General features: G+C 61.6%; 19 protein-coding genes. 12 read left to right on the top strand and 7 right to left on the bottom strand.

What is annotated here, in order from left to right; all coding sequences use genetic code 11:
- Nucleotides 1-86 precede the first annotated feature (86 nt).
- Nucleotides 87-773, top strand: a complete 687-nt coding sequence (locus FHU29_RS15530; RefSeq protein WP_064441526.1) for an alpha/beta hydrolase family protein — start codon at nucleotides 87-89, stop codon at nucleotides 771-773.
- The gene (locus FHU29_RS15525) at nucleotides 770-2,605 is read left to right on the top strand and encodes a hypothetical protein (RefSeq protein WP_064441527.1); all 1,836 of its coding nucleotides are present in this window, start codon (nucleotides 770-772) and stop codon (nucleotides 2,603-2,605) included. The genes FHU29_RS15530 and FHU29_RS15525 overlap by 4 nt, the downstream gene beginning before the upstream one ends.
- Nucleotides 2,606-2,611: 6 nt before the next feature.
- Here the strand turns inward: FHU29_RS15525 and FHU29_RS15520 are convergent, their stop codons facing one another.
- Nucleotides 2,612-3,451 carry a class I SAM-dependent methyltransferase gene (locus FHU29_RS15520; protein WP_064441528.1) on the bottom strand — a complete coding sequence of 280 codons (840 nt, stop codon included), beginning with the start codon at nucleotides 3,449-3,451 and terminating at the stop codon, nucleotides 2,612-2,614.
- 246 nt (nucleotides 3,452-3,697) lie between these two features.
- On the opposite strand from FHU29_RS15520, the gene rpsA reads away from it, so the two are divergent.
- Both rpsA and coaE read left to right on the top strand, forming a co-directional pair.
- A complete protein-coding gene (rpsA, locus tag FHU29_RS15515; protein ID WP_064441529.1) occupies nucleotides 3,698-5,167 on the top strand; it encodes a 30S ribosomal protein S1 in 1,470 nt (489 codons plus the stop codon).
- Nucleotides 5,168-5,281: 114 nt separating this feature from the next.
- Nucleotides 5,282-6,262, top strand: a complete 981-nt coding sequence (coaE, locus tag FHU29_RS15510) for a dephospho-CoA kinase (protein ID WP_064441530.1) — start codon at nucleotides 5,282-5,284, stop codon at nucleotides 6,260-6,262.
- Between the two features lie 4 nt (nucleotides 6,263-6,266).
- Here the strand turns inward: coaE and FHU29_RS15505 are convergent, their stop codons facing one another.
- Complete coding sequence (locus FHU29_RS15505; RefSeq protein ID WP_064441531.1) at nucleotides 6,267-6,821, bottom strand: ribonuclease FAU-1 family protein; 555 nt, start codon at nucleotides 6,819-6,821, stop codon at nucleotides 6,267-6,269.
- Between the two features lie 99 nt (nucleotides 6,822-6,920).
- Here FHU29_RS15505 and uvrB point away from each other — a divergent pair, with 99 nt between their 5' ends.
- Together uvrB and FHU29_RS15495 are read left to right on the top strand one after the other, a co-directional pair.
- Nucleotides 6,921-9,089, top strand: a complete 2,169-nt coding sequence (gene uvrB, locus FHU29_RS15500) for an excinuclease ABC subunit UvrB (protein ID WP_064441532.1) — start codon at nucleotides 6,921-6,923, stop codon at nucleotides 9,087-9,089.
- Nucleotides 9,090-9,271: 182 nt separating this feature from the next.
- Complete coding sequence (locus FHU29_RS15495; protein ID WP_041450930.1) at nucleotides 9,272-9,724, top strand: universal stress protein; 453 nt, start codon at nucleotides 9,272-9,274, stop codon at nucleotides 9,722-9,724.
- 51 nt (nucleotides 9,725-9,775) lie between these two features.
- On the opposite strand, the gene FHU29_RS15490 is transcribed toward FHU29_RS15495, so the two are convergent.
- The 4 genes from FHU29_RS15490 to FHU29_RS15475 form a co-directional block, all read right to left on the bottom strand.
- On the bottom strand, nucleotides 9,776-10,201 hold the full coding sequence (locus tag FHU29_RS15490; RefSeq protein WP_064441533.1) for a DUF732 domain-containing protein: 426 nt from the start codon (nucleotides 10,199-10,201) through the stop codon (nucleotides 9,776-9,778).
- Between the two features lie 104 nt (nucleotides 10,202-10,305).
- Entirely contained in the window at nucleotides 10,306-12,549 is a 2,244-nt protein-coding gene (locus FHU29_RS15485; protein ID WP_232323036.1) for an AAA family ATPase, read from the bottom strand.
- 147 nt (nucleotides 12,550-12,696) lie between these two features.
- The gene (locus tag FHU29_RS15480) at nucleotides 12,697-13,563 is read right to left on the bottom strand and encodes a DoxX family protein (protein ID WP_064441535.1); all 867 of its coding nucleotides are present in this window, start codon (nucleotides 13,561-13,563) and stop codon (nucleotides 12,697-12,699) included.
- Nucleotides 13,564-13,707: 144 nt separating this feature from the next.
- Nucleotides 13,708-14,388 carry an MBL fold metallo-hydrolase gene (locus tag FHU29_RS15475; protein WP_064441536.1) on the bottom strand — a complete coding sequence of 227 codons (681 nt, stop codon included), beginning with the start codon at nucleotides 14,386-14,388 and terminating at the stop codon, nucleotides 13,708-13,710.
- Between the two features lie 169 nt (nucleotides 14,389-14,557).
- Between FHU29_RS15475 and uvrA the strand changes: the two genes are divergently transcribed.
- Nucleotides 14,558-17,575, top strand: a complete 3,018-nt coding sequence (gene uvrA / locus FHU29_RS15470; protein WP_064441537.1) for an excinuclease ABC subunit UvrA — start codon at nucleotides 14,558-14,560, stop codon at nucleotides 17,573-17,575.
- Nucleotides 17,576-17,598: 23 nt separating this feature from the next.
- Here uvrA and FHU29_RS15465 read toward each other — a convergent pair whose 3' ends face one another.
- Nucleotides 17,599-17,949, bottom strand: coding sequence for a DUF1844 domain-containing protein (locus FHU29_RS15465; RefSeq protein WP_064441572.1), 351 nt, complete (start codon nucleotides 17,947-17,949; stop codon nucleotides 17,599-17,601).
- A gap of 328 nt (nucleotides 17,950-18,277) precedes the next feature.
- Here FHU29_RS15465 and infC point away from each other — a divergent pair, with 328 nt between their 5' ends.
- The 5 genes from infC (at nucleotide 18,278) to pheS (ending at nucleotide 21,659) form a co-directional block, all read left to right on the top strand.
- Nucleotides 18,278-18,883, top strand: a complete 606-nt coding sequence (infC, locus tag FHU29_RS15460) for a translation initiation factor IF-3 (RefSeq protein ID WP_074390904.1) — start codon at nucleotides 18,278-18,280, stop codon at nucleotides 18,881-18,883.
- 105 nt (nucleotides 18,884-18,988) lie between these two features.
- The gene (gene rpmI / locus FHU29_RS15455; protein WP_074390905.1) at nucleotides 18,989-19,183 is read left to right on the top strand and encodes a 50S ribosomal protein L35; all 195 of its coding nucleotides are present in this window, start codon (nucleotides 18,989-18,991) and stop codon (nucleotides 19,181-19,183) included.
- 60 nt (nucleotides 19,184-19,243) lie between these two features.
- Nucleotides 19,244-19,633, top strand: coding sequence for a 50S ribosomal protein L20 (rplT, locus tag FHU29_RS15450; RefSeq protein WP_013806302.1), 390 nt, complete (start codon nucleotides 19,244-19,246; stop codon nucleotides 19,631-19,633).
- Between the two features lie 35 nt (nucleotides 19,634-19,668).
- Nucleotides 19,669-20,517, top strand: a complete 849-nt coding sequence (locus tag FHU29_RS15445; RefSeq protein WP_064441539.1) for a TrmH family RNA methyltransferase — start codon at nucleotides 19,669-19,671, stop codon at nucleotides 20,515-20,517.
- Between the two features lie 116 nt (nucleotides 20,518-20,633).
- Nucleotides 20,634-21,659: a phenylalanine--tRNA ligase subunit alpha gene (gene pheS / locus FHU29_RS15440; protein ID WP_064441574.1), complete on the top strand. Its 1,026-nt coding sequence runs from the start codon at nucleotides 20,634-20,636 to the stop codon at nucleotides 21,657-21,659.
- Nucleotides 21,660-21,675 lie beyond the last annotated feature (16 nt).

Here is a 21,675-nt window from a genome sequence, read left to right as displayed (position 1 = left end):
TTATGGGCTCCCTCTACGTAACCAGAGACGGGGGCCGAAATGTTCCCGCATACCCCCGCGAGTCCCAGTGGGCTACCGTGTCCGGCATGGATCGCGACCGGAAATCCGACGGTGACCGAACCCGCCTTGTGGCTATCGATGTGCCATTCGATGATGCTGCGATCCAGGGTGTGCTTCACCTTCCTGACCAGCCTAAAGCGGGACTAGCGCTCACGCATGGGGCGGGCGGGAATGCCAACTCGCCTATGCTCCGGCTGGTCGCCGAGCGCCTCGGCGTGCGCGGTGTTGCTGTGCTTCGTTACAACCTGCCGTTTCGCGTGAAGCGGGCGTCGGGCCCTCCCAGCCGTTCTGCTGCCGGCGTCGACCGAGCCGGCATCGCCGCCGCAGTGAAACTGCTCCGCACCTACGTGTCGGGACCCGTTCTGGTCGGCGGACATTCCTACGGTGGCAGGCAGGCTTCGATGCTGGCCGCGGATCAGCCGACTGTGGCAGACGGGCTTGTTCTGTTCAGCTATCCGTTACATCCGCCAGGAAAACCAGAGCGTGCGCGTACGGAACATCTCCCTGCCATCGCGATTCCATCGCTCTTTGTGCATGGCGACCGCGACCCGTTCGGGTCGCTGGAGGAGTTGCATGCGGCCACTGAGCTCATCCCTGCGCGTGTGCGGCTGCTCGAGGTTGCGCAGGCCGGCCACGATCTCGGGGGCGGCAAGAAGACGCACATCGCCGACGATGCGGTGGACGCCATTGTCGACATGTTCGGGATCGGATGACCGCCGCTCCCGGAGGCTCCCAGCGCAAGGTTGAGTCCTCGCGCGTGCTCGTCGCCGGAGCCCTGGCCCTCATTGTTGCCGGACTCGTGTTGCGCGGATGGGTGCTATCCCGTGGCTCGTTCTATTGGGACGATTTCATCCTGATCGGAAGGGCCGCAGAGTTCCCTCTGTTTTCGGCGGATCTGCTCTTCCATGACCATGACGGCCATTTCATGCCGTTGACGTTTGCGGCCGCATGGCTGCTTACGGCGGTCGCTCCTCTTGAATGGTGGGCCGCTGCGGCGTCGCTCCTCATTCTTCAGCTGCTGGCTTCTCTTGCTGTCCTTCGCCTGCTAGTTGTACTGCTCGGCTGGCGGCCCGTGCTCTATGTGCCGCTCACGTTCTTTTTATTGTCGCCGCTTACCCTGCCGGCATTCGCCTGGTGGGCCGCCGGACTCAACGCGTTGCCGTTGCAGGCAGCACTGGCTTGGGTGACAGCCGATACGGTGCGACTGATTGAAACGCGCCGGCGCCGATACGCGGTGTCGGCGCTGGTGGTTTTCCTGATCGCTTTGCTGTTCTTCGAGAAAGCCGCTGTTGTGCCATTTGCTGCTTTTGCGGTGGCGCTGCTTTGGGTCTGGGTCGCGCAGAAGCCGCGGGAAGCGGGGGCCAGCCGTGCCAACCTGTTCGCGTTTGTGGCTCGGGGTGGCCGGGAGTTGTGGATCGGGTCCGCCGTCGTTCTGCTGTGGTGGATCCCGGTCTACTCGATGGCGGTAAGCAGGGACGTCGGCTTCGATGGGCTGGAATCCGCGGGCACGATCTTGAATAGAACATTCACCGACAGTCTTATCCCCACCCTGTTCGGAGGTCCCTGGACGTGGGAGCGGTGGTTACCGTCAACCCCGTGGGCTGCCGCGCCGCAGTGGGCCACCGTGGTCGGCTGGGCCGCTCTCGCAGCGATCGTCGGTGGATCGATCGTCCTCAAGCGGCACGTGATCCCGGTTTTCGCTTTTGTCTTTGCCTACATTCTTCTTGCGACAATCCCGGTCTTGATCCTCCGCGCGGGCCCAGACACCGCGCCAGAACTGGTCCAGTCCCTTCGGTATCTCGCCGAGACGAGCGTCATCATTGCCGCCGCGATCGCGCTGGTGCTCATTGCGCCGCGGCGCAAGGGCTTGGACGTTCGGTGGCATCCGGGCCGCAAAGCTGCTGCCGTCGCGGTTGCGGCGTTCACCTTCAGCAGTGTGTGGTCCACGGTGACGTTCTCACAGGTGTGGTCGGAGAACCCGAGCCGGGAGTACTTGGCTAATTTGCGCGGCGCCACTGCCACTGACGCGCCGGTCCAGCTTCTCGACCAAGAGGTCCCTTGGAACCTTCTGAGTCCGGTGACATTCCCGCAAAACATGGCGAGCCGTGTGCTGGCACCACTCGATGATCGGGTGCAATTCGGTCCGGTCGTGTCCGAATTACGGATGGTCGATGACCGTGGGCGGCTCGTGGCGGCCGAAGTGTGGTGGAACCGCGCGATACCGCAGGGCCCTGACCCTGAATGTGGCTACCGCATTTCGCCTGCGGCGCCTGTCGCGGTGCCGCTCGGCGGAGGAATGTTCGAGCATGGCTGGACAGCCCAACTGAACTACTTTTCGAACGCACCCGGCGAACTTACTGTTGCATTCGACTCGATAGCCGGTGAGCGCTCCGCAGTCAGCGTTCCGATTGAAGAGGGGCTCAACACCGCCTACGTGCGTCTCGTGGGCGGCGCTGAGTCGCTGCTGTTCACTACGCCGACGCCCGGTATCGAGATCTGTCTGGGCTCCGGACCGGTTGGTGTGGCCGCGCACGCGGGAAACTAGTCCTATTTACGCTTTTCGGCAGCAAAAGATGGCGGTGCCCGGGAAGTACTGTCCGCGCAGCGGACTCCACTGACCCCACTCCTGATCGAGCCACTCTGGCCACTCCGGTTCGATGACATCCTCGAGTGCGAATCCAGCCGCGACGATTTCGCGGACGCGGTCTCCCATCGTCCGATGGTGTTCTACATAGCTAGGAACGCCCGCGTCATCGACCTCGACGTACGGCGACCGGTCGAAGTACGGGAGCGTGACGGTAAGGCCCCGGGGTCCGGGGTCATCGGGAAACATCCACCGCATGGGATGGTTAACGGAGAACAACCACATGCCGCCCGGTCTGAGAACGCGCGCCACCTCGCGCATTACCCCTGCAGAGTCTGCGACAAAGGGAACAGCGCCGAAACTCGAGCAGACTTTGTCGAAGCTGTCAGCGGCGAACGGGAGGCGCTCCGCACTGGCCTGCACAAGGGGCACCTGCGGCCCGCCTCGTGACATCGCTGCGCGCGCATGACCGAGCATTCCGGCCGAGATATCGAGCCCGATCACATCTGCGCCCTGGTGGCGCAGCCAGCGTGCACATGGGGCTGATCCGCACCCGAGTTCGAGAATCCGGGAGCCGGCGACCTCGCCCAGCAGGTGAGCATCGCCTTCGTGCAGCCCTTCCGGGCACCACAGGAACTCACCGCTGGGGGAGTCGGCTCCCAGAAAGTCGCCGTGTTCGTCGTGATAGTTGTCAGCGTCGGAGTCCCACCACATTCTGCTGGCAGCGTCGCTTTCCCGCGAGTCGGCCTTGCGGTGCCGAACCCAAGTGCTGGGCGTTTCTGCGGCGGCGGAATCATTTGTGATCATGTGGTGTGCACCAGTGGTAGAGGGCCAATGATCAGGCTAGTGTAGGTAACCGGGCAGGTTTGCTGTGCTCGATCGTGATCGCGTAGGCTAGCCGTGCTGTGTCATGTACACAGCACGGATGCGCATGCGTTCACTCTGTTCTGCTGGGTCGCGGTTTGCTGTGGTGCTAGTGGGGGCGGGTCGGCGCGTGGCATTCATGCCCTGTCCACGCACAACCGAGTCAAACTGTCCGGAGCAGCTCACCTAATGCCCACCACAACCACGACCTCGCCGCAGGTAGCCATCAACGATATTGGCTCCGCCGAGGAATTTCTCGCCGCTGTCGACGCCACCATTAAGTACTTCAACGATGGGGACATCGTTGAGGGAACCATCGTCAAGGTCGACCGTGACGAGGTCCTTCTCGACATCGGATACAAGACTGAGGGTGTCATTCCCTCTCGTGAACTGTCGATCAAGCACGATGTCGACCCCAGCGAGGTCGTGAACGTCGGCGATGAGGTCGAAGCGCTCGTCCTCACCAAGGAAGACAAAGACGGTCGTCTGATTCTCTCCAAGAAGCGTGCACAGTACGAGCGCGCCTGGGGCACCATCGAGGAGCTCAAGGAGAAGGACGAAGCAGTCAAGGGAACGGTTATCGAGGTCGTCAAGGGTGGTCTCATCCTCGACATCGGCCTCCGTGGCTTCCTTCCTGCCTCGCTCGTCGAGATGCGCCGTGTTCGCGACCTTCAGCCGTACGTCGGCAAGGAGATCGAAGCGAAGATCATCGAACTCGACAAGAACCGCAATAACGTGGTCCTGTCTCGCCGTGCATGGCTTGAGCAGACCCAGTCTGAGGTTCGCAGCGAGTTCCTGCACCAGCTGCAGAAGAGCCAGGTCCGCAAGGGCGTCGTGTCCTCCATCGTCAACTTCGGCGCGTTCGTCGATCTCGGCGGTGTCGACGGTCTGGTCCACGTTTCTGAGCTGTCTTGGAAGCACATCGATCACCCGTCCGAGGTTGTTCAGGTCGGCGACGAAGTCACCGTCGAGGTCCTCGACGTCGACATGGACCGCGAGCGCGTCTCGCTGTCGCTGAAGGCCACGCAGGAAGATCCTTGGCGCCAGTTTGCGCGTACCCACGCTATCGGCCAGATCGTCCCGGGCAAGGTCACGAAGCTGGTTCCGTTCGGTGCGTTCGTGCGGGTCGAAGAGGGCATCGAGGGTCTCGTCCACATCTCCGAGCTGGCTGAGCGCCACGTCGAGGTGCCGGACCAGGTTGTCGCCGTGAACGACGACGCCATGGTGAAGGTCATCGACATCGACCTTGAGCGTCGCCGGATCTCCCTGAGCCTCAAGCAGGCAAACGAGGAGTACACGGAAGAGTTCGACCCCGCCAAGTACGGCATGGCCGACTCGTACGACGAAGCGGGCAACTACATCTTCCCCGAGGGCTTCGATCCCGAGACCAACGAATGGCTCGAGGGCTTCGAGAAGCAGCGCGAAGAGTGGGAGGCGCGTTACGCCGAGGCGGAGCGTCGTCACAAGATGCACACCGCCCAGATGGAGAAGTTCGCGAAGGTCGAAGCTGAAGCAGCGGAAGCCGCGCCGAGCAACTACTCCAGCGACGGTGCCGCCCAGGCACCCGCCGCGTCTGCCGCCCCGGCACAGTCGGGTGGCACCCTCGCCAGCGACGAGCAACTTGCAGCGCTGCGCGAGAAGCTGTCAGGCGGAGCCTGATCTGCTGATTAGCTCATGATGAAAAGCCCCGGACTCGTGAAGTCCGGGGCTTTTCTCGTTGCGGTTCTGGACCCGATGATAGGTCCGAACCATCAGGAATGACAGACTCATTGAGTGCTACGTGTTGGATTAACAGGCGGGATCGGGGCGGGAAAGTCCACCGCCTCGGCAGTACTTGATGAACTCGGCGCGATCATCATCGACGCCGACCAGATCGCTCGTGAGGTTGTGGCGCCAGGGACGCCGGGTCTGGAACGTCTTGTTGAGGCATTTGGGCGGGACATCCTTCTCGACGATGGGAGCCTCAACCGCCCCGCACTGGCTGCGAAGGCCTTCAAAGATGACGAATCGCGTTTGAGGCTGAACTCCATTGTTCATCCGCTGGTCGGACAGCGGACAGCGGAACTGACGGAGTCGGCGGCGGACGACGCGATCCTCGTACATGACATTCCGCTGCTAATCGAGAATGCGATTGGTCCGACGTGCAACCTGGTGCTCGTCGTGCACGCTGAAGTCAAGCAACGCATTGAACGACTCACCGGGATGCGCGGCATGCCGGAGGACGACGCACGCGCACGTATAGCGGCCCAGGCGACGGACGAGCAGCGGCGGGCGGCCGCCGATGTCTGGCTGGACAACACGGGAGAACCACACGAACTCGAAGAGCAGGTCCGGAAGGTGTGGGAGGAACGGCTCGTGCCTTTCGAACGGAACTTGCGTGAACGTCGTCCGGCAAGCGCGTCGCTGGAACTCCACCAGCCTGAAACTGACTGGGAAGCGGCAGGCGCGAGGGTAGCTGCCCGCCTCCGATTCCTGGCGGGAGAATTGGCGCAGCGCGTCGACTACATCGGTCCCTCGTCAGGTGCTGGACCGCTCGCGAAGGACGTGATCGACATGCAGATTACCGTTGCGTCGATGGATGTGGCAGACGAGTTGGCTCCGAAGCTGGAAAACGGTGGCTTTCCGCGCGTCCCGAACGTCACTCCGGACAGTCCCCTCGCCGAAACTGACGCCAGTGGACCGACGAAGCGGCTGCACGCGAGCGCGGACCCGGGGCGGCCCGCGAATGTGTATGTGCTCACAGAAGGGGGATAGGTGGCTAACGCCACCAGATATTCATCCCTTTCGACGCCAGCCAGCCTTCGAGTGAATGGCCGTGAGCGGCGATCCCGTCAACTACGCGAATTGCCCGCTGGAATGCGTGCTGTGCTGTGTCCGCGCTGATATGCCCCGCACAATGCGCGGCGAGTAGTTCGTCGACGTCTTCGACCTCCGTTTCACGACCAGTACGGACAATGATGTCGATGTAGTGATCCACCGATCTCCACACGGAGGGGGAGGGTGTGAAGTCGCCGATGTCGACATAGAAGTTCTGGTCGCGTTCGTGCGCTGGATTGAAATGGAAAATCGACGCGCGTATACCGAACCGGGGAATAAGCCACGATTCGAGGTAGTGGAACTGTTCGTGGTCTGCGGGCCGCCCCATGTACAGTCCCCATGGCTCCACGTGGTAGCGGTCCACCGGCCGGACGAATCCCTTAGGGTCCGTGTTGGTCCGGTCCGACAGGTCGAAACGCTCGACCTTCGGCGGGTGGGGATGAACTGTTGGCGCCGGGAGACGCGCCCCGCTGTGACGTGTGTCATAGAGGCTCATCGCTCTACCGTACCTTTCGCGTAGATGCTGGCGGAGGACTTGACGGTGCTTGTCCGTGCTTGTCGGTGCTTGTCAGGGCCCCGCATTACTCTGAGATGTATGGCATTTGCGACCGAACGTCCCGACTCCGTGCTCGCCCACTCGGAATACCGGCCGATCGGGGAAATTGAGCGCACGCCCGGGCGCTTCACGGTAGTCAGTGACTACAGTCCTGCCGGTGACCAGCCCGCCGCGATCGAGGATCTAGAGCGGCGCCTCAATGAGGGAGAGAAAGACGTCGTTCTTCTCGGTGCGACTGGGACCGGGAAGTCCGCGACAACGGCGTGGCTGATCGAGCGGGTCCAGCGGCCGACGCTGCTGATGGCGCCGAACAAAACGCTCGCGGCGCAGCTAGCGAATGAGCTGCGGGAGATGCTGCCGCATAACGCTGTTGAGTATTTCGTTTCTTACTACGACTATTACCAGCCTGAGGCGTATATCGCGCAGACCGATACGTACATCGAGAAGGACAGTTCGATCAATGACGATGTCGAGCGTCTCCGCCATCGGGCCACGTCGAGTCTCTTGTCACGGCGTGACGTCGTGGTGGTGTCGTCAGTGTCGTGCATCTACGGGCTAGGGACCCCGCAGTCGTATCTAGACCGTTCGATTGAGATCGAAGTGGGGCAGGACGTTCCGCGTGACCGGCTACTCAGGCTCCTGGTGGACATTCAGTACACACGAAACGACATGGCCTTCGTCCGTGGTGCTTTCCGAGTCAGGGGCGACACTCTTGACATCATTCCGGCGTACGAAGAACTTGCTGTCCGGGTCGAGTTCTTCGGCGACGAGGTTGATTCTCTCTATTACATCCACCCGCTGACGGGTGACGTCGTCGAGCAGGTTCAGTCACTGCGCATCTTTCCTGCCACCCACTATGTTGCGGGACCGGAACGCATGGAGAAGGCGATCGAGGGGATTGAAAGGGAACTCGAACAGAGGCTCGCTGACCTCGAAAATCGGGGAAAGCTTCTCGAGGCGCAGCGGCTGCGTATGCGGACTTCCTATGACATCGAGATGATGCGCCAGGTCGGCTTCTGCTCAGGCATCGAGAACTATTCACGCCACATCGATGCTCGTGGTTCGGGAACACCGCCAGCGACACTGCTGGATTACTTTCCGGATGACTTTCTGCTTGTCATTGACGAGTCACACGTCACGGTGCCGCAAATTGGGGGCATGTACGAGGGCGATATGTCGCGTAAACGCAACCTTGTCGACTACGGGTTCCGACTACCCTCTGCTCTCGATAACAGGCCCCTCACGTGGGAAGAGTTCTCATCCCGGATTGGGCAGACGGTTTATCTATCAGCCACGCCCGGCCCGTACGAGTTGGGCAGAACGGGAGGCGAGTTCGTCGAGCAGGTCATCCGGCCGACCGGTCTCGTTGACCCGCACGTCATTGTGAAGCCAACGAAAGGGCAGATTGACGACCTCGTACATGAGGTGCGGAGCCGGACCGAGCGTGACGAACGAGTCCTCGTCACCACGCTGACGAAAAAGATGGCGGAGGACCTCACGGATTACCTCCTGGAACTAGGAATTAAGGTCCGGTACCTGCATTCCGATATCGACACCTTGCGGAGAGTCGAGCTGCTTCGGCAATTGCGCCTCGGAGAATTCGATGTGCTTGTTGGCATCAACCTCTTGCGCGAGGGCCTTGATCTTCCCGAGGTATCGCTTGTTGCAATTCTCGACGCTGACAAAGAAGGGTTTCTGCGGAGTTCAACAAGCCTTATCCAGACGATCGGTCGCGCGGCGCGTAACGTCTCGGGCGAGGTTCACATGTACGCCGACAGGATGACTGACTCTATGCAGCGGGCAATAGAGGAGACGGAGCGGCGCCGCGAGAAGCAAATCGCTTACAACACCGAGATGGGTATTGAGCCAGCGCCATTACGCAAGAAGATTGCCGATATTCTCGACCAGGTTTACCAGGAGGCTGACGATACTGATGAGTCGGTATCCGTCGGTGGATCGGGCCGGAATGCGTCGCGCGGCCGCCGTGCTCAGGGCGAAGCGGGCCGGGCCGTCAGCCCGGGAGTGTACGACGGGCAAGATGTCAAGGCTATGCCCCGCGCCGAACTCGCCGACCTTATCGCGCAACTCACCGACCAGATGATGGCTGCCGCGCGGGACTTGCAATTCGAACTCGCTGCACGATTGCGTGATGAGATTGCTGACCTAAAGAAAGAACTCCGCGGAATGGATGCTGCCGGGATGTCCTGAGCACATAGCAACGGTGGTTGTGACAGACATCGCGGAAATACTCAAGAAGATCAGTGGAATCAGAGCCGAAATCAACGTGAAGATGGGTGTGTACAGACTAGTGTCAGCGCTAGAAGTACTTACCGCGCTCTAAGCGGGGCATCCCTATGCTCCGAGCACTGGCAAGATCAATGGAGGAACGAATGACCGCCTACCGCACGATCGTTGTGGGTTCAGATGGTTCAGAGTCGTCGCTCAAGGCTGTCGAGAAGGCAGGAGCGCTCGCGGGCGATGGAGACGCCAAGCTCGTGGTCGCCTGTGCTTACTACCCGTCCGATCCGAAGGAACTTGGGGATGCGGTTGATCAGCTGAAGGACGACGCCTATCAGATCACTGGCGCCGCACCGACCTATGAGATTCTCCGGAAGGCGCGCGAGCGCGCGGTGGATGCTGGCGCAAAGAACGTGGTGGAGCGTGCTGTAGTGGGCGCTCCTGTCGACTCGTTGCTCGCTCTCGTCGAAGAGGTAAGCGCGGACCTCCTAGTCGTCGGAAACCGCGGACTCAACACGCTGACTGGCCGGCTGCTTGGCTCGGTGCCATCGGATGTCGCACGGAAATCCGCAAGCGACGTTCTGATCGTTCATACCGTTCGCTGACGACTCGAACACGCCGGGGGCGCGCGATGTCGGCCCCCGGCGTGTCTTCCATTACGCGCAGTAGTACGTTTTCGCTGCTTCCACGTAGATTTCGGCGATTTCCGTGCCGGTCATTCCGGCTCCAGTTTCCCTCGCCATTACGCTGGTGACGGATTGCAGATTGTCGAGGATCTGCTGGCCCGAAGACCCGGCCTCAATCTGAACACAGATGCCGCGCACCAACTGAAGTGTCGTCGCCGGAGATTGCCCTTTCACGCCTGCACCGTCGAGTGCGGCGAAGATGTCCTGCGCGCGGTCCTCATCCATCGGACTCGCAGCTTCAGGTTCGACCGTCGCAATGACACTATCGCTGGCTGTATTCGCCGAAGCCTGCTCATCATCACCACCACCGCATGCCGAAGTAGCGATCGCCGCCGCGACAAATACAAGCGCACCAAACAGTGTGCGTCTCGATGAAGCGACATGACGGCGTGGCATGGGGTTTGTGATCCTTCCTAAGCAGTGGTCCGGGCTTGCATCAGAGTGTGCAGGTTCGCGGCCCGCAAATCAGTGATTCCTCGCAGAAATAGTTGAGTAGCGCACTAATCCGTTATCAAACTCAGACACTCGGGCAGATTTTCAGCGTAGAAGACGCCGATCCGCTGGGTCGCGCGGGTAAGCGCAACGTAGATATCGTTGAGTCCTCGCGGCGATTCCGAAAGAATGTCGCCAGGTTCGACGACGAGCACGGAGTCGAATTCCAGACCCTTAGCCTCACGCACCACGAGAACGCTGACGTCCTCGGACTCGAGCGGCGAAAGCGACGTAGCGAGGGATGCCGGTGCGATGATCGCGATCGTCCCCTCCCGCTGTTCGTGCTTCCACTCGGTGATTTGAGTGGCGACTTCGGTGTTGAGGTCAGGAATTGTGACCTTGCGTGCCCAGGGCAAATGACCAGAATCGCGGATTGACTTCGGCGCCACAGCATCTTCCGAGATGCGGGCGAGTACATCCCCCGCAACAGCCATGATCTCGGACGGCGTGCGGTAATTGACGGAGAGCTCGGCGAGCTTCCATCTACGCGCTACGTAGGGCTCGAGCGCTCCCTGCCACGACGATGTGCCGGCCGGATTGCCGGTCTGTGCGGGGTCACCCACTATGGTCATCCAGCGGTTGGGCACCCTGCGCATCACCATGCGCCACGCCATCGGAGACAATTCCTGTGCCTCGTCGATGATTGCGTGACCGTAAGTCCACTGCCTGTCCGCAGCAGCGCGCTCTGCTGTCGTCTTCGAATGCCGGTACTCCTGACGTTCCGCAAGCTGTTCTGCGTCGATGAGGTCGTACGCCATCAGGATTTCGGGATCGAGGTCGTCTTCGAGATCTTGCGGAGCTGAGCCGGTGAGGATGTCAAGAGCCTCCTGCGCCTCGGCGATCTTCGCGCGCCAGCGTTCCTGCGCTATCCGGTCATCGTCCTCATCATCAATTCCGAGCAGCTCAGCAAGCTCGTCCAAGAGGGGCGCATCACCGGGGGAAAACGGCACTGACTTAGGGCGAACAAGTTCGGACCGTTCAGCCTCGGACAGATGAGGCGCGGCGCGCCGAAGCCGATCTTCGGACGCGAACAGGTCGCGTAAGACGACCTGCGGCGTGAGGTGGGGCCAGAAGGAACCGACGATCGTGCGGATTGTCGAGTCTTGCCGCATTTCGTCGCGGACGTCGGCGATATCCTCCCGGCTGAGCAACGAATCCTTGCCGACCAGGTTTGCCCCCACAATCGCGGCGTACTGATCCGCCAAGCCCTCGATCGCTGTCGAGAAGTACAGATCGCGCGCCCGGTTATGGGGCTTCCTAGATGAACGGGCGCGTCCCCGAGCCCGGGTGATCAGTTTCTTATCGATCGTGAGACGGTACGTATCGAACTCGAACTCGACCGGTCGTGACGGCGCCTCCTGGCGATCCCGGACGGCTTCCTTCAGAACATCCACCATCGCGAGGGACCCCTTGGCGACTGCTGCACCGAGCGAATCGTGGCCGGTCGCGGCCACACCAGGGTAGAGATCACCGATGGTGGAGAGCACCACGCCAGTTTCCCCGAGCGAGGGGAGCACCTGACTGATGTACTTCAGGAACGTGTCATTCGGCCCGATTATGAGCACGCCGCTCTTCTCGAGCAGGTCGCGGTAGGTATAGAGGAGAAAAGCGGCACGGTGTAGCGCCACCGCCGTCTTGCCCGTACCCGGGCCACCCTGAACTACCAGGACGCTCCGATGCTCCGAACGGATAATCTCGTCCTGTTCGCGCTGGATTGTCGCAACGATGTCGACCATGTGGCCGGTGCGCGCCGCGCTTATTGCTGCGAGGAGGGCGTTTTCGCTGGCAACGCTGGTCTCACCTTCAGCGTACGCGACGGATTCACTGTGTGCGTCCCCATTGTTTGCGGCGAGCGCGTCGGGGTCGAGATACTCATCGTTGAGGGCGGTGACAGTGCGACCGCGTGTCCGAATATGACGCCGCCTTGCTACCCCCTCGGGTGACGCGGGGGTAGCAAGGTAGAACGGACGCGCCATCGGTGCACGCCAGTCGAGGAGCAACGGGTCGAAGTCGCTGTCGTCGTCCCAGATGCCGAGCCGACCGACGTAGCGGGCTTCGCCGTCACTGAGATCGATGCGGCCGAAACAGAGCCCATTTTCCGCCGCGAGGTACTTGGACAACTTCGCGGTGTACATCGCGTTGTATGACTCGCGTTCGGACTGCGCCTGCGGCGTACCACCGCGTTCACGCATTACTGAGGCCAGGTTCTGGCGCGCATGGTCACGCAGACCATCCAATCGCCCGTAGAGCATTGCGACATACTCCTGCTCACGGTCGATTTCTCGCTCCTGCACCTCAAGCTCCTTCGCCTGCGCGACAGCAACGTCGCAATACTGAGCCAACCACTCTAGCTCAGAAGTATCGGCGCACGCGCAGGCGAAGTTTGCCGCGTCGAGGCGTTATCGATGCTTGATGTGAGCGCGGACGTCCGCGGAGCCGTCCTTGGCCAATTCTGCGGTGCGGTGTGCGAGATCTGAGCCGCGATCCGCCGCTTTCGCTGCAAGTTCAGCGCTTCGGTCCGCGGCCGTGCTGTACCACTTACTTGCCTGTTCAGCTGCTGTCTCGTACAAATCCGGAGCCTTGTCTGCAGCCGCTTCGTACCACTCAGAACCACGCTTGGACGCAGCCTCCATGAGTTCGGAGCCACGATCAGCGGCAACCTCGAACAGTTCAGAGCCACGCTCACCTGCTTCTGAAGCGACCTCACGTGCCCGTTCTGCGACGGTGTGCCACCCCTCCGCAAGTTTCGCGCGTGCCTCGGCTGAAGTGCCTGCGCTCGACGCGGCTGGCGCTGCGGTGGAGATCGCCGTAGTGGCCCGGCCAGCGAGACGTCGCGCGCGCCACCCGACGGAAGGCTTGCCTTCGGTGTCACTGGCTGTGATCAGCAGACCTCCGAGCAACGCCACGTTCTTCAGGAAGTGTGAGCGTTGTTCGGCGCGCAGCCGACTGTCGGTCTCTGCCCAGAAAGGATGCTGCACCACCGTGGTCGGCACGAGTGTCACTGCGAGCACCCCCGATGCAATCCGTGGGGTTCGCCCGAGAGCCAGTAAGGCGCCTGCTCCAACCTGAACCGCCGCGTTGATGCGCGCGACCGTTGCGGGGTCTGCGGGAAGCTTGCGCGAGGTGTCCGCCGGAAGTGAGGCGTGGGCATATTCGACGAGCGGGGCTGCTTTGTCGGCGATTTCTTCAGGATTTCGAAGCGTGTTGACCCCGTTCGCAACGAAAACTCCGGCAAGCATTGGGCGTGCGATCCTGCGAAGCAGCATGATTCAGCCTTTCCACGGTACGAGTCCGGTTACCACCCTAGTAACTACATACCCCAGGAAGGGGCTCGTTATCCGTCACGTTGCATGTGAGTTGATTAAGTGGCGCACCAGGAACATGACATATCGGGTGTTGGGGACACGCGTTCACCATCCGCGGTCGCGCCATTGAGGAAGCTGGGGCCGTTCCGCGCCGAGTGTGGTGTCAGCACCGTGACCTGGATAGACGGTCGCCGAGTCATCGAACCGATCGAAGAGCCGCTCCGAGACGTCATGGAACAATCGGCGGAACGCTTCCGGCGACGAAGTCTTGCCGACGCCACCGGGGAATAGGCTGTCGCCCGTGAACAGGTGCGTGACACCGCCGAGCGAGGTGGCGAGTGCCACGGAGCCCGGGGTGTGGCCGCGAAGGTGAATGACCTCAAACGAGAGATCGCCGACTTGGATTACGTCACCGTGGTCGACAAGCCTGTCCGACGGCACCGGCAGCGGTTCGGCATCGAGAGGGTGGGCAACGGTGGGTACTTGCGTCTCCGCCGCCACCCTTTCCAGCGCCTGCCAGTGGTCCGCATGCTGATGTGTCGTCAGGATGAGTTCGAGCTGCGGCGCCTGAGATGAGAGTAGTTCGAGGATGCGGGGCGCCTCGTTCGCCGCGTCAATCAAGATGGACTTTCCGGTATGTTCGCAGGTAACGACATACACGTTGTTATCCATTGGACCGACTGACATTTTCAGGATCCGAGCCTCGGGCAGCAGTCGACGGTGGACTGGACCTCCGCCTTCGACAGTTCCGGTGTACTCGTCAACGATCTTTAGTGGGTGCGCCATGCACACCGAGGTTACCGTTGGACTTTGGTTACCTGAAGTCTGCCATCTGAAGATTGATTGCCGTCTGACGGCGGCTTCCTGAAATTGTCAGAGGCACGGCGTAGCATGTCGGCGCTGGCTAAGAAGCGTGGTTTCCGTGGCGCGTACGCGCCGGACAAGAGGGGTTGAAGTGGCGGATCGGCTAGTCGTGCGTGGTGCGCGCGAGCACAATCTGCGGGGGATTGACCTCGATTTGCCGCGGGATAGCCTGATTGTCTTCACGGGCCTGTCAGGGTCAGGGAAGTCGAGTCTCGCCTTCGACACGATCTTCGCCGAAGGGCAGCGTCGCTACGTTGAGTCACTTTCGGCGTACGCCCGCCAGTTTCTCGGCCAGATGGACAAGCCGGACGTCGATTTCATCGAAGGTCTCTCTCCAGCTGTCTCGATCGACCAGAAGTCGACGAACCGTAATCCGCGCTCCACAGTGGGAACGATCACGGAAGTGTACGACTATCTGCGGCTTCTTTATGCTCGTGCGGGCACACCGTACTGCCCTGCATGCGGGGAGAAGATCGCCCGGCAAACTCCGCAACAGATCGTTGATCAGGTGCTGGAGATGGAGTCGGGTACACGATTCCAGGTGCTCGCACCAGTGGTACGAACGCGAAAAGGCGAATTCGTCGAGCTGTTTTCGCAACTCAGCTCCGAAGGGTTCGCCCGCGTGCGCGTCGACGGCACGGTGTATCCGCTTACTGATCCGCCGACACTGAAGAAGCAAGAAAAGCATGACATCGAAGTTGTTGTTGACCGACTCGTCGTCAAAGACAGCGCGAAGCAGCGCTTGACCGATTCCGTGGAGACGGCCCTGCGCCTCGCGGACGGCATAGTGGTCCTCGATTTCGTCGATCGCGATGAATCTGCTTCCGATCGTCAGCGCCGATTCTCAGAGCGCCTCGCCTGCCCGAATGGCCACGCCCTTGCGATAGATGATCTCGAGCCCCGGTCCTTCTCTTTCAACTCGCCCTATGGTGCCTGTCCTGAGTGTCACGGTCTGGGCATCCGCAAAGAAGTGGACCCAGACCTGGTCGTGCCAGACCCTGAGCTTTCCCTGGCCGATGGCGCCATTGCACCCTGGTCGTCGGGGCAGTCGGCGGAGTACTTCACACGCCTGCTCAAGGGGCTCGGGGACGCTATGGGATTCACCCTCGACACCCCATGGCGGCGTCTGCCCGCAAAGGCGAAGAAGGCGGTTCTCGAAGGTTCGGAACACCAGGTCCATGTGCGCTATACGAACCGTTATGGCCGGACACGTTCCTACTATGCCGAATTCGAAGGTGTGATGCCGTTTCTCCAGCGGCGCCTCGATCAGACCGAGTCCGACCAGATGAAAGACCGCTACGAGGGGTTCATGCGGGATACCCCGTGCCCCGCATGTAATGGCGCTCGACTGCGCCCTGAGATCCTGTCGGTCCGCATCCCAGGCGGTGATGGACAAGCCAGGTCTATCGCGGAAGTGTGCGAGCTGTCGATCTCGGAATGCGCGCAATACTTGAACAGCCTTGAGCTTGGAGCGCGTGAAGCTGCCATCGCGGGCCGAGTGCTGCGGGAAGTACAGGCACGACTCGGCTTCCTTCTCGACGTCGGACTGGACTACTTGTCGCTAGACCGTGCCGCGGGAACTTTGTCCGGCGGCGAAGCGCAGCGAATCCGTCTCGCTACTCAGATCGGGTCGGGTCTAGTAGGAGTGCTCTATGTACTGGACGAGCCGTCCATCGGTCTGCACCAGCGGGACAACCGGAGGCTGATCGATACCCTGACACGTCTCCGCGATCTTGGTAACACCCTCATCGTCGTGGAACATGACGAGGACACGATCCGAACATCGGACTGGATTGTCGACATCGGGCCGCGGGCGGGCGAACATGGTGGCGAGGTGGTCCACAGTGGCACCTTCGCCGAGTTGCTTGAGAATTCCAACTCGCTGACTGGGGCATACCTTGCGGGCCGCCTGCAGATAGAGACGCCGATGGTGCGAAGGCCGATCGACCGCAAACGTAAGCTCACCGTCGTGGGGGCGCGGGAACATAATTTGCGCGACATCGAGGTTGACTTCCCACTCGGCGCTCTCCTCGCCATCACAGGGGTCTCTGGCTCAGGTAAGTCGACGCTGGTCAATGAGATTCTCGCGAAAACGCTGGCGAACAAGCTCAACGGCGCACGGCATGTTCCGGGCCGTCATACCCGCATCAAGGGCGTTGACAATCTGGACAAATTGGTCCAGGTCGACCAGTCTCCGATCGGGCGCACTCCGCGATCCAACCCGGCCACGTACACGGGTGTATTCGACAAGATTCGAACGCTATTCGCCGCGACCACGGAGGCGAAAGTGCGTGGTTACCAGCCCGGCAGGTTCAGCTTCAACGTCAAGGGCGGGCGCTGCGAGGCGTGCACAGGCGACGGCACAATAAAGATTGAGATGAACTTCCTGCCGGATGTGTACGTCCCCTGCGAGGTGTGCCACGGTGCGCGCTACAACCGCGAGACTCTCGAGGTGCACTACAAGGGGAAAAACATTGCTGAAGTTCTCGACATGTCTATCGAGGAAGCTGCGGACTTTTTCGAACCAGTGACGTCGATCCACCGGTACCTGAAAACGCTCGTCGAAGTCGGACTGGGCTACGTACGGCTGGGCCAGTCGGCCCCCACTCTCTCGGGCGGTGAGGCGCAGCGCGTCAAGTTAGCTGCTGAACTTCAGAAGCGTTCGACGGGCCGCACGATCTACATTCTTGATGAGCCGACGACTGGCCTGCACTTCGAGGACATCCGCAAGCTTCTCAAGGTCATCAATGGCCTTGTCGACAAGGGCAACACGGTTATCGTCATCGAGCACAATCTCGACGTGATCAAAACCGCTGACTGGATCATCGATATGGGCCCCGAGGGTGGCTCGGGCGGCGGCATTGTCGTCGCGCAAGGGACACCCGAAGATGTCGCGGCGATGGAGGGAAGCTATACGGGCGGATTCCTTGCCGAACTGCTCGGCGGCCAGCGGCAGGCTGGGGTGAACGGACATGAGGGGGGACCTTCCGTAACTCAGTCCGTACCAGCCGCGGGCCGCACTAGCGGAACTGGGCCCGAGGGCGGCGGCAGCGGCAATGGAGCGCGGGGCGGAAAGCGCCGGGGACGGGTCACCGCGCCCGTTGCCTAGCGGGAAGGCCCCTCGAAGCCGGCCTAGTGCACGGGGCCGGTGTATTTTTCGCCCGGGCCTTGTCCCGGCACGTCCGGGTAAGCGGAGCTTTCCCGGAAGGCGCGCTGCAGGGCCTGCAGTCCGTCGCGGAGCGGTCCCGCATGCGGGCCCAAATACTCCGCTGAAGCGGTGATAAGGCCTGCGAGCGCGGTGATAATGCGGCGGGCTTCGTCGAGATCGAAATGCGGGCTGTTCTGGGGCTCAGATGAGGACAGTCCAAGCTTCTCCGCTCCCGAACTCAGGAGCATGACAGATGCCCGGGAGATCACCTCTATCGCCGGGATTTCCGCGAGCTCACGGACGGGAAGTTCGCCCTCGATTTCTCCCTGGACCATCTGCGGGTCGTGGGCACTGCTGGGCGCGTCGTTCGTCGCGTAGGTTTCGTCCGCCATAGGTGGTACCCTGTCATACGCGACCGCCTCCGTTGACTTCGGGGGCATCAAGTGGAGCCCAGCTCCCACCGTTGCACGCGAAGTGTCAACGGTCCGGTCCGCCCGGATTTCCGGGTCCCCTGAAAGTGTGGGGTTTCAGGGCACTGTACGGTGCCCTGGCAGCGACCGGTCGGCAATGGGCCCCTGTCGGTACTTGATACCGGCTCAGGGGCTTTCTTTGTTGGGGCAGGGGTTCGCTGACTACAGACGCACCGCTAACTGAGGAGGCCCCATCAGCACTGAGACCCGCATCAATGACCGCATCCGAGTTCCCGAAGTCCGGCTGGTCGGCCCGAACGGCGAGCAGGTGGGAATCGTGCGGATTGAAGATGCACTGCGCCTTGCTCTCGATGCAGACATGGATCTCGTCGAGGTTGCCCCTGATGCTCGTCCGCCGGTCTGCAAGATCATGGACTACGGCAAGTTCAAGTATGAGGCGGCGCAGAAGGCTCGTGAATCTCGCCGGAACCAGCAGCAGACGGTCATCAAGGAACAGAAGCTGCGCCCGAAAATCGACGACCACGATTACGAGACGAAGAAGCGAAACGTAGTGCGCTTCCTCGATGCGGGCAACAAGGTGAAGGTCACCATCATGTTCCGCGGCCGTGAGCAGTCGCGGCCGGAGCTGGGCTTCAGGTTGCTCCAGCGCCTCGCGGCGGATGTCGCCGACCTGGGATTTGTCGAGACATCTGCGCGTCAGGACGGCCGGAACATGACTATGGTCCTAGCCCCCCACCGCGGACAAAAGACACGTACAAAAGCGCAGCAAGGAGCCGGGCGTGCCGCCCGTCCCGAGCAGCAGGAGGAGCAGGCGGAAGACTCGGCCCAAGCCGGCTGATCCTCTCAATGCCTACCCCCGTGCGGGGCGTTAGCGCAGGTCAGCATAGAACTGCGCTGACCGCTTCTGCGCAACAACCACAACGAACCGAGGACACTGAATCTCATGCCGAAGAACAAGACCCACAGCGGCGCGTCGAAGCGCTTCAAGGTTTCTGGTGGCGGCAAACTGCTGCGCCAGCGTGCCAACCGCCGGCACCTTTTGGAGCACAAGTCGAGCCATCGGACTCGCCGCCTCGAGGGCACGACCACGGTCAGCGATAACGATGCACCGCGCGTCAAGCGCATGCTCGGACTCTGAGACAAGCACTCCGGACCACACGGGTCGAAGTAGACCCCCGAGAACTGACAGGACAAGCTAGTGGCACGCGTGAAAAGAGCGGTAAACGCTCAGAAGAAGCGCCGGACAATCCTTGAGGGTGCGAAGGGCTACCGCGGGCAGCGGTCGCGCCTCTACCGCAAGGCGAAGGAGCAGATGCTCCATTCAATGACGTATTCCTACCGGGATCGTCGTGCCCGCAAGGGTGACTTCCGCAAGCTGTGGATCACCCGTATCAATGCGGCAGCTCGTGCTAACGACATCACTTACAACCGTCTGATTCAGGGTCTGAAGGCAGCCGGTGTGGAGGTCGACCGCAAGAACCTTGCCGAGATCGCGGTTTCGGATCCAGACGCCTTCGCAGCTCTCGTCAGTGTTGCGAAAGATGCGCTTCCGGCAGATGTGAACGCACCTGCTGAGGACGCGGCCTGACCGTCCGCGACAGCGAAACTGCAGAGACACGACCCGTGGATACGATTTCTGACCGGAATCCACGGGTCGTGTCGGCTTTGAAGCTGGTGCGAGCCGGCGAGCGCAGAAAGACCGCAAAGTTCCTCGCTGAAGGTTCGAACGCCGTCGTCGGCGCTCTGGAGAACGGCCTCGCCATCGAACTGTTCAGCAGTGCGGAAGGGCTGGTCAAGCACGAGAAAGTCATCTCGGATGCGCGACGGGCCGCAGTGCCGGTGTGGCAGGTCTCTGATCGCGTGGCCCAAGCGCTTTCGGAGACTGTGACGCCGCAGGGAATTGTTGCCGTCTGTCATCAGCCCGCGCACTCGCTGGCCTCCCTCCTCGACACACTGCCCGCTGAAGCGTTCGTCGCAGTTCTGGTTGACGTCAACGACCCGGGCAACGCTGGGGCTATCATTCGCGTGGCGGACGCGGCCGGGGCGCATGGGGTGATTCTTGTGGGCGATGCGGTCGACCCGTGTAATGGCAAGGCAATCCGGGCGTCGGCGGGAAGTTTCTTTCACCTCCCGGTGGTCCGCGAGCGCGACACGAGCGCTGTGCTTCGGCAACTACGGGACCACGGCTGCACGCTGCTCGCGACGACCGCCGAAGGAGAGGAATCGCTGACGCGACTCGCTCAGCGCGAAACCTCCCCGGTGCAGGCAGGCCGTGTGGCGTGGATCTTTGGGAACGAGGCGCACGGACTGGGTGCCACGGCACTTGCCCTGGCCGACGTTAAAGTGAGCATTCCCATCTTCGGTAAAGCGGAAAGCCTGAATCTCGCAACGGCCGCAGCGCTGTGTCTCTACGAGAGCGCAAGGATATTCGAGCTTCGCGCCGATGGACAACCTGGACACCGATTGCCGTGAACCGCGGTGTCTCGCATAACATCGGCACAGCACACAAGTGAGGAGTGAAGCGGATCGTGTCAGAGAACGCAGCTCAGCAGGCCCCAGATTCGGGTAGGTCTGCCGGCGACGCGCAGATGCTCAGCGAGGAAGCGCTCGAAGCTGCCGCGACGGCTGCGGAGGAGGCGTTCGCCGCGACGGGATCGCTGGATGACCTCGCCCACGCGAAGACGCAGCACCTTGGTGACCGTGCTCCTATTGCACTGGCGCGGCGCGCACTGGGGACACTGCCCAAGGCGGAGCGTGCGGACGCGGGCAAGCGAGTCAATGTGTACAGGTCTCGTGTCCAGCGGGCTTTCGACGCGCGTTCCGAGATTCTTCACGCTGAGCGTGACGCTGCGGTATTAGTGGCGGAGACCATTGACGTCACGCTGCCAGCGGATCGGGCTCCCCGGGGTGCACGGCACCCGATCACCATAATCTCTGAGCAGATCTGCGACGTGTTCATCGCAATGGGGTGGGAGGTGGCGGAAGGCCCTGAGGTCGAGACTGAACATGCGAACTTCGATGCGCTGAATTTCTTGCCCGACCACCCCGCGCGCACGATGCAGGACACTTTTCACATCGCACCTGAGGGATCCCGCCAGGTCTTACGCACACACACGTCGCCCGTCCAGGTTCGAAGCATGCTGACCCGGGAAGTGCCGATCTACGTCGTCTGCCCTGGCCGTACTTTCCGCACTGACGAACTCGACGCTACCCACACACCGGTCTTCTCGCAGGTGGAAGGCCTCGCGGTGGACAAGGGTCTGACGATGGCAAACCTGAAGGGCACGCTGGACGCACTTGCGCGTGCTTTGTTCGGGCCGGCCGCGATCACCCGCATGCGCGCGAACTACTTCCCGTTCACGGAACCCTCGGCGGAAGTTGATGTCTGGTTCGAGCGAAAGAAGGGCGGCCCGGGCTGGGTTGAATGGGGTGGCTGCGGAATGGTGCACCCGAACGTGTTGCGCGCCAATGGCATTGATCCCGACGTGTACTCCGGGTTCGCGTTCGGTATGGGGCTCGAGCGGACACTGCAGTTCCGCAACGGCATCCCAGATATGCGAGACATCGTTGAAGGTGACATCCGGTTCACGTTGCCGTTCGGTGTGCAGGGTTAAAGAGTTGTCTTCGGAC

This window comes from Hoyosella altamirensis, from assembly GCF_014191505.1.
GTDB lineage: Bacteria > Actinomycetota > Actinomycetes > Mycobacteriales > Mycobacteriaceae > Hoyosella > Hoyosella altamirensis.
This window is presented reverse-complemented; position numbering and strand designations above follow the sequence as displayed.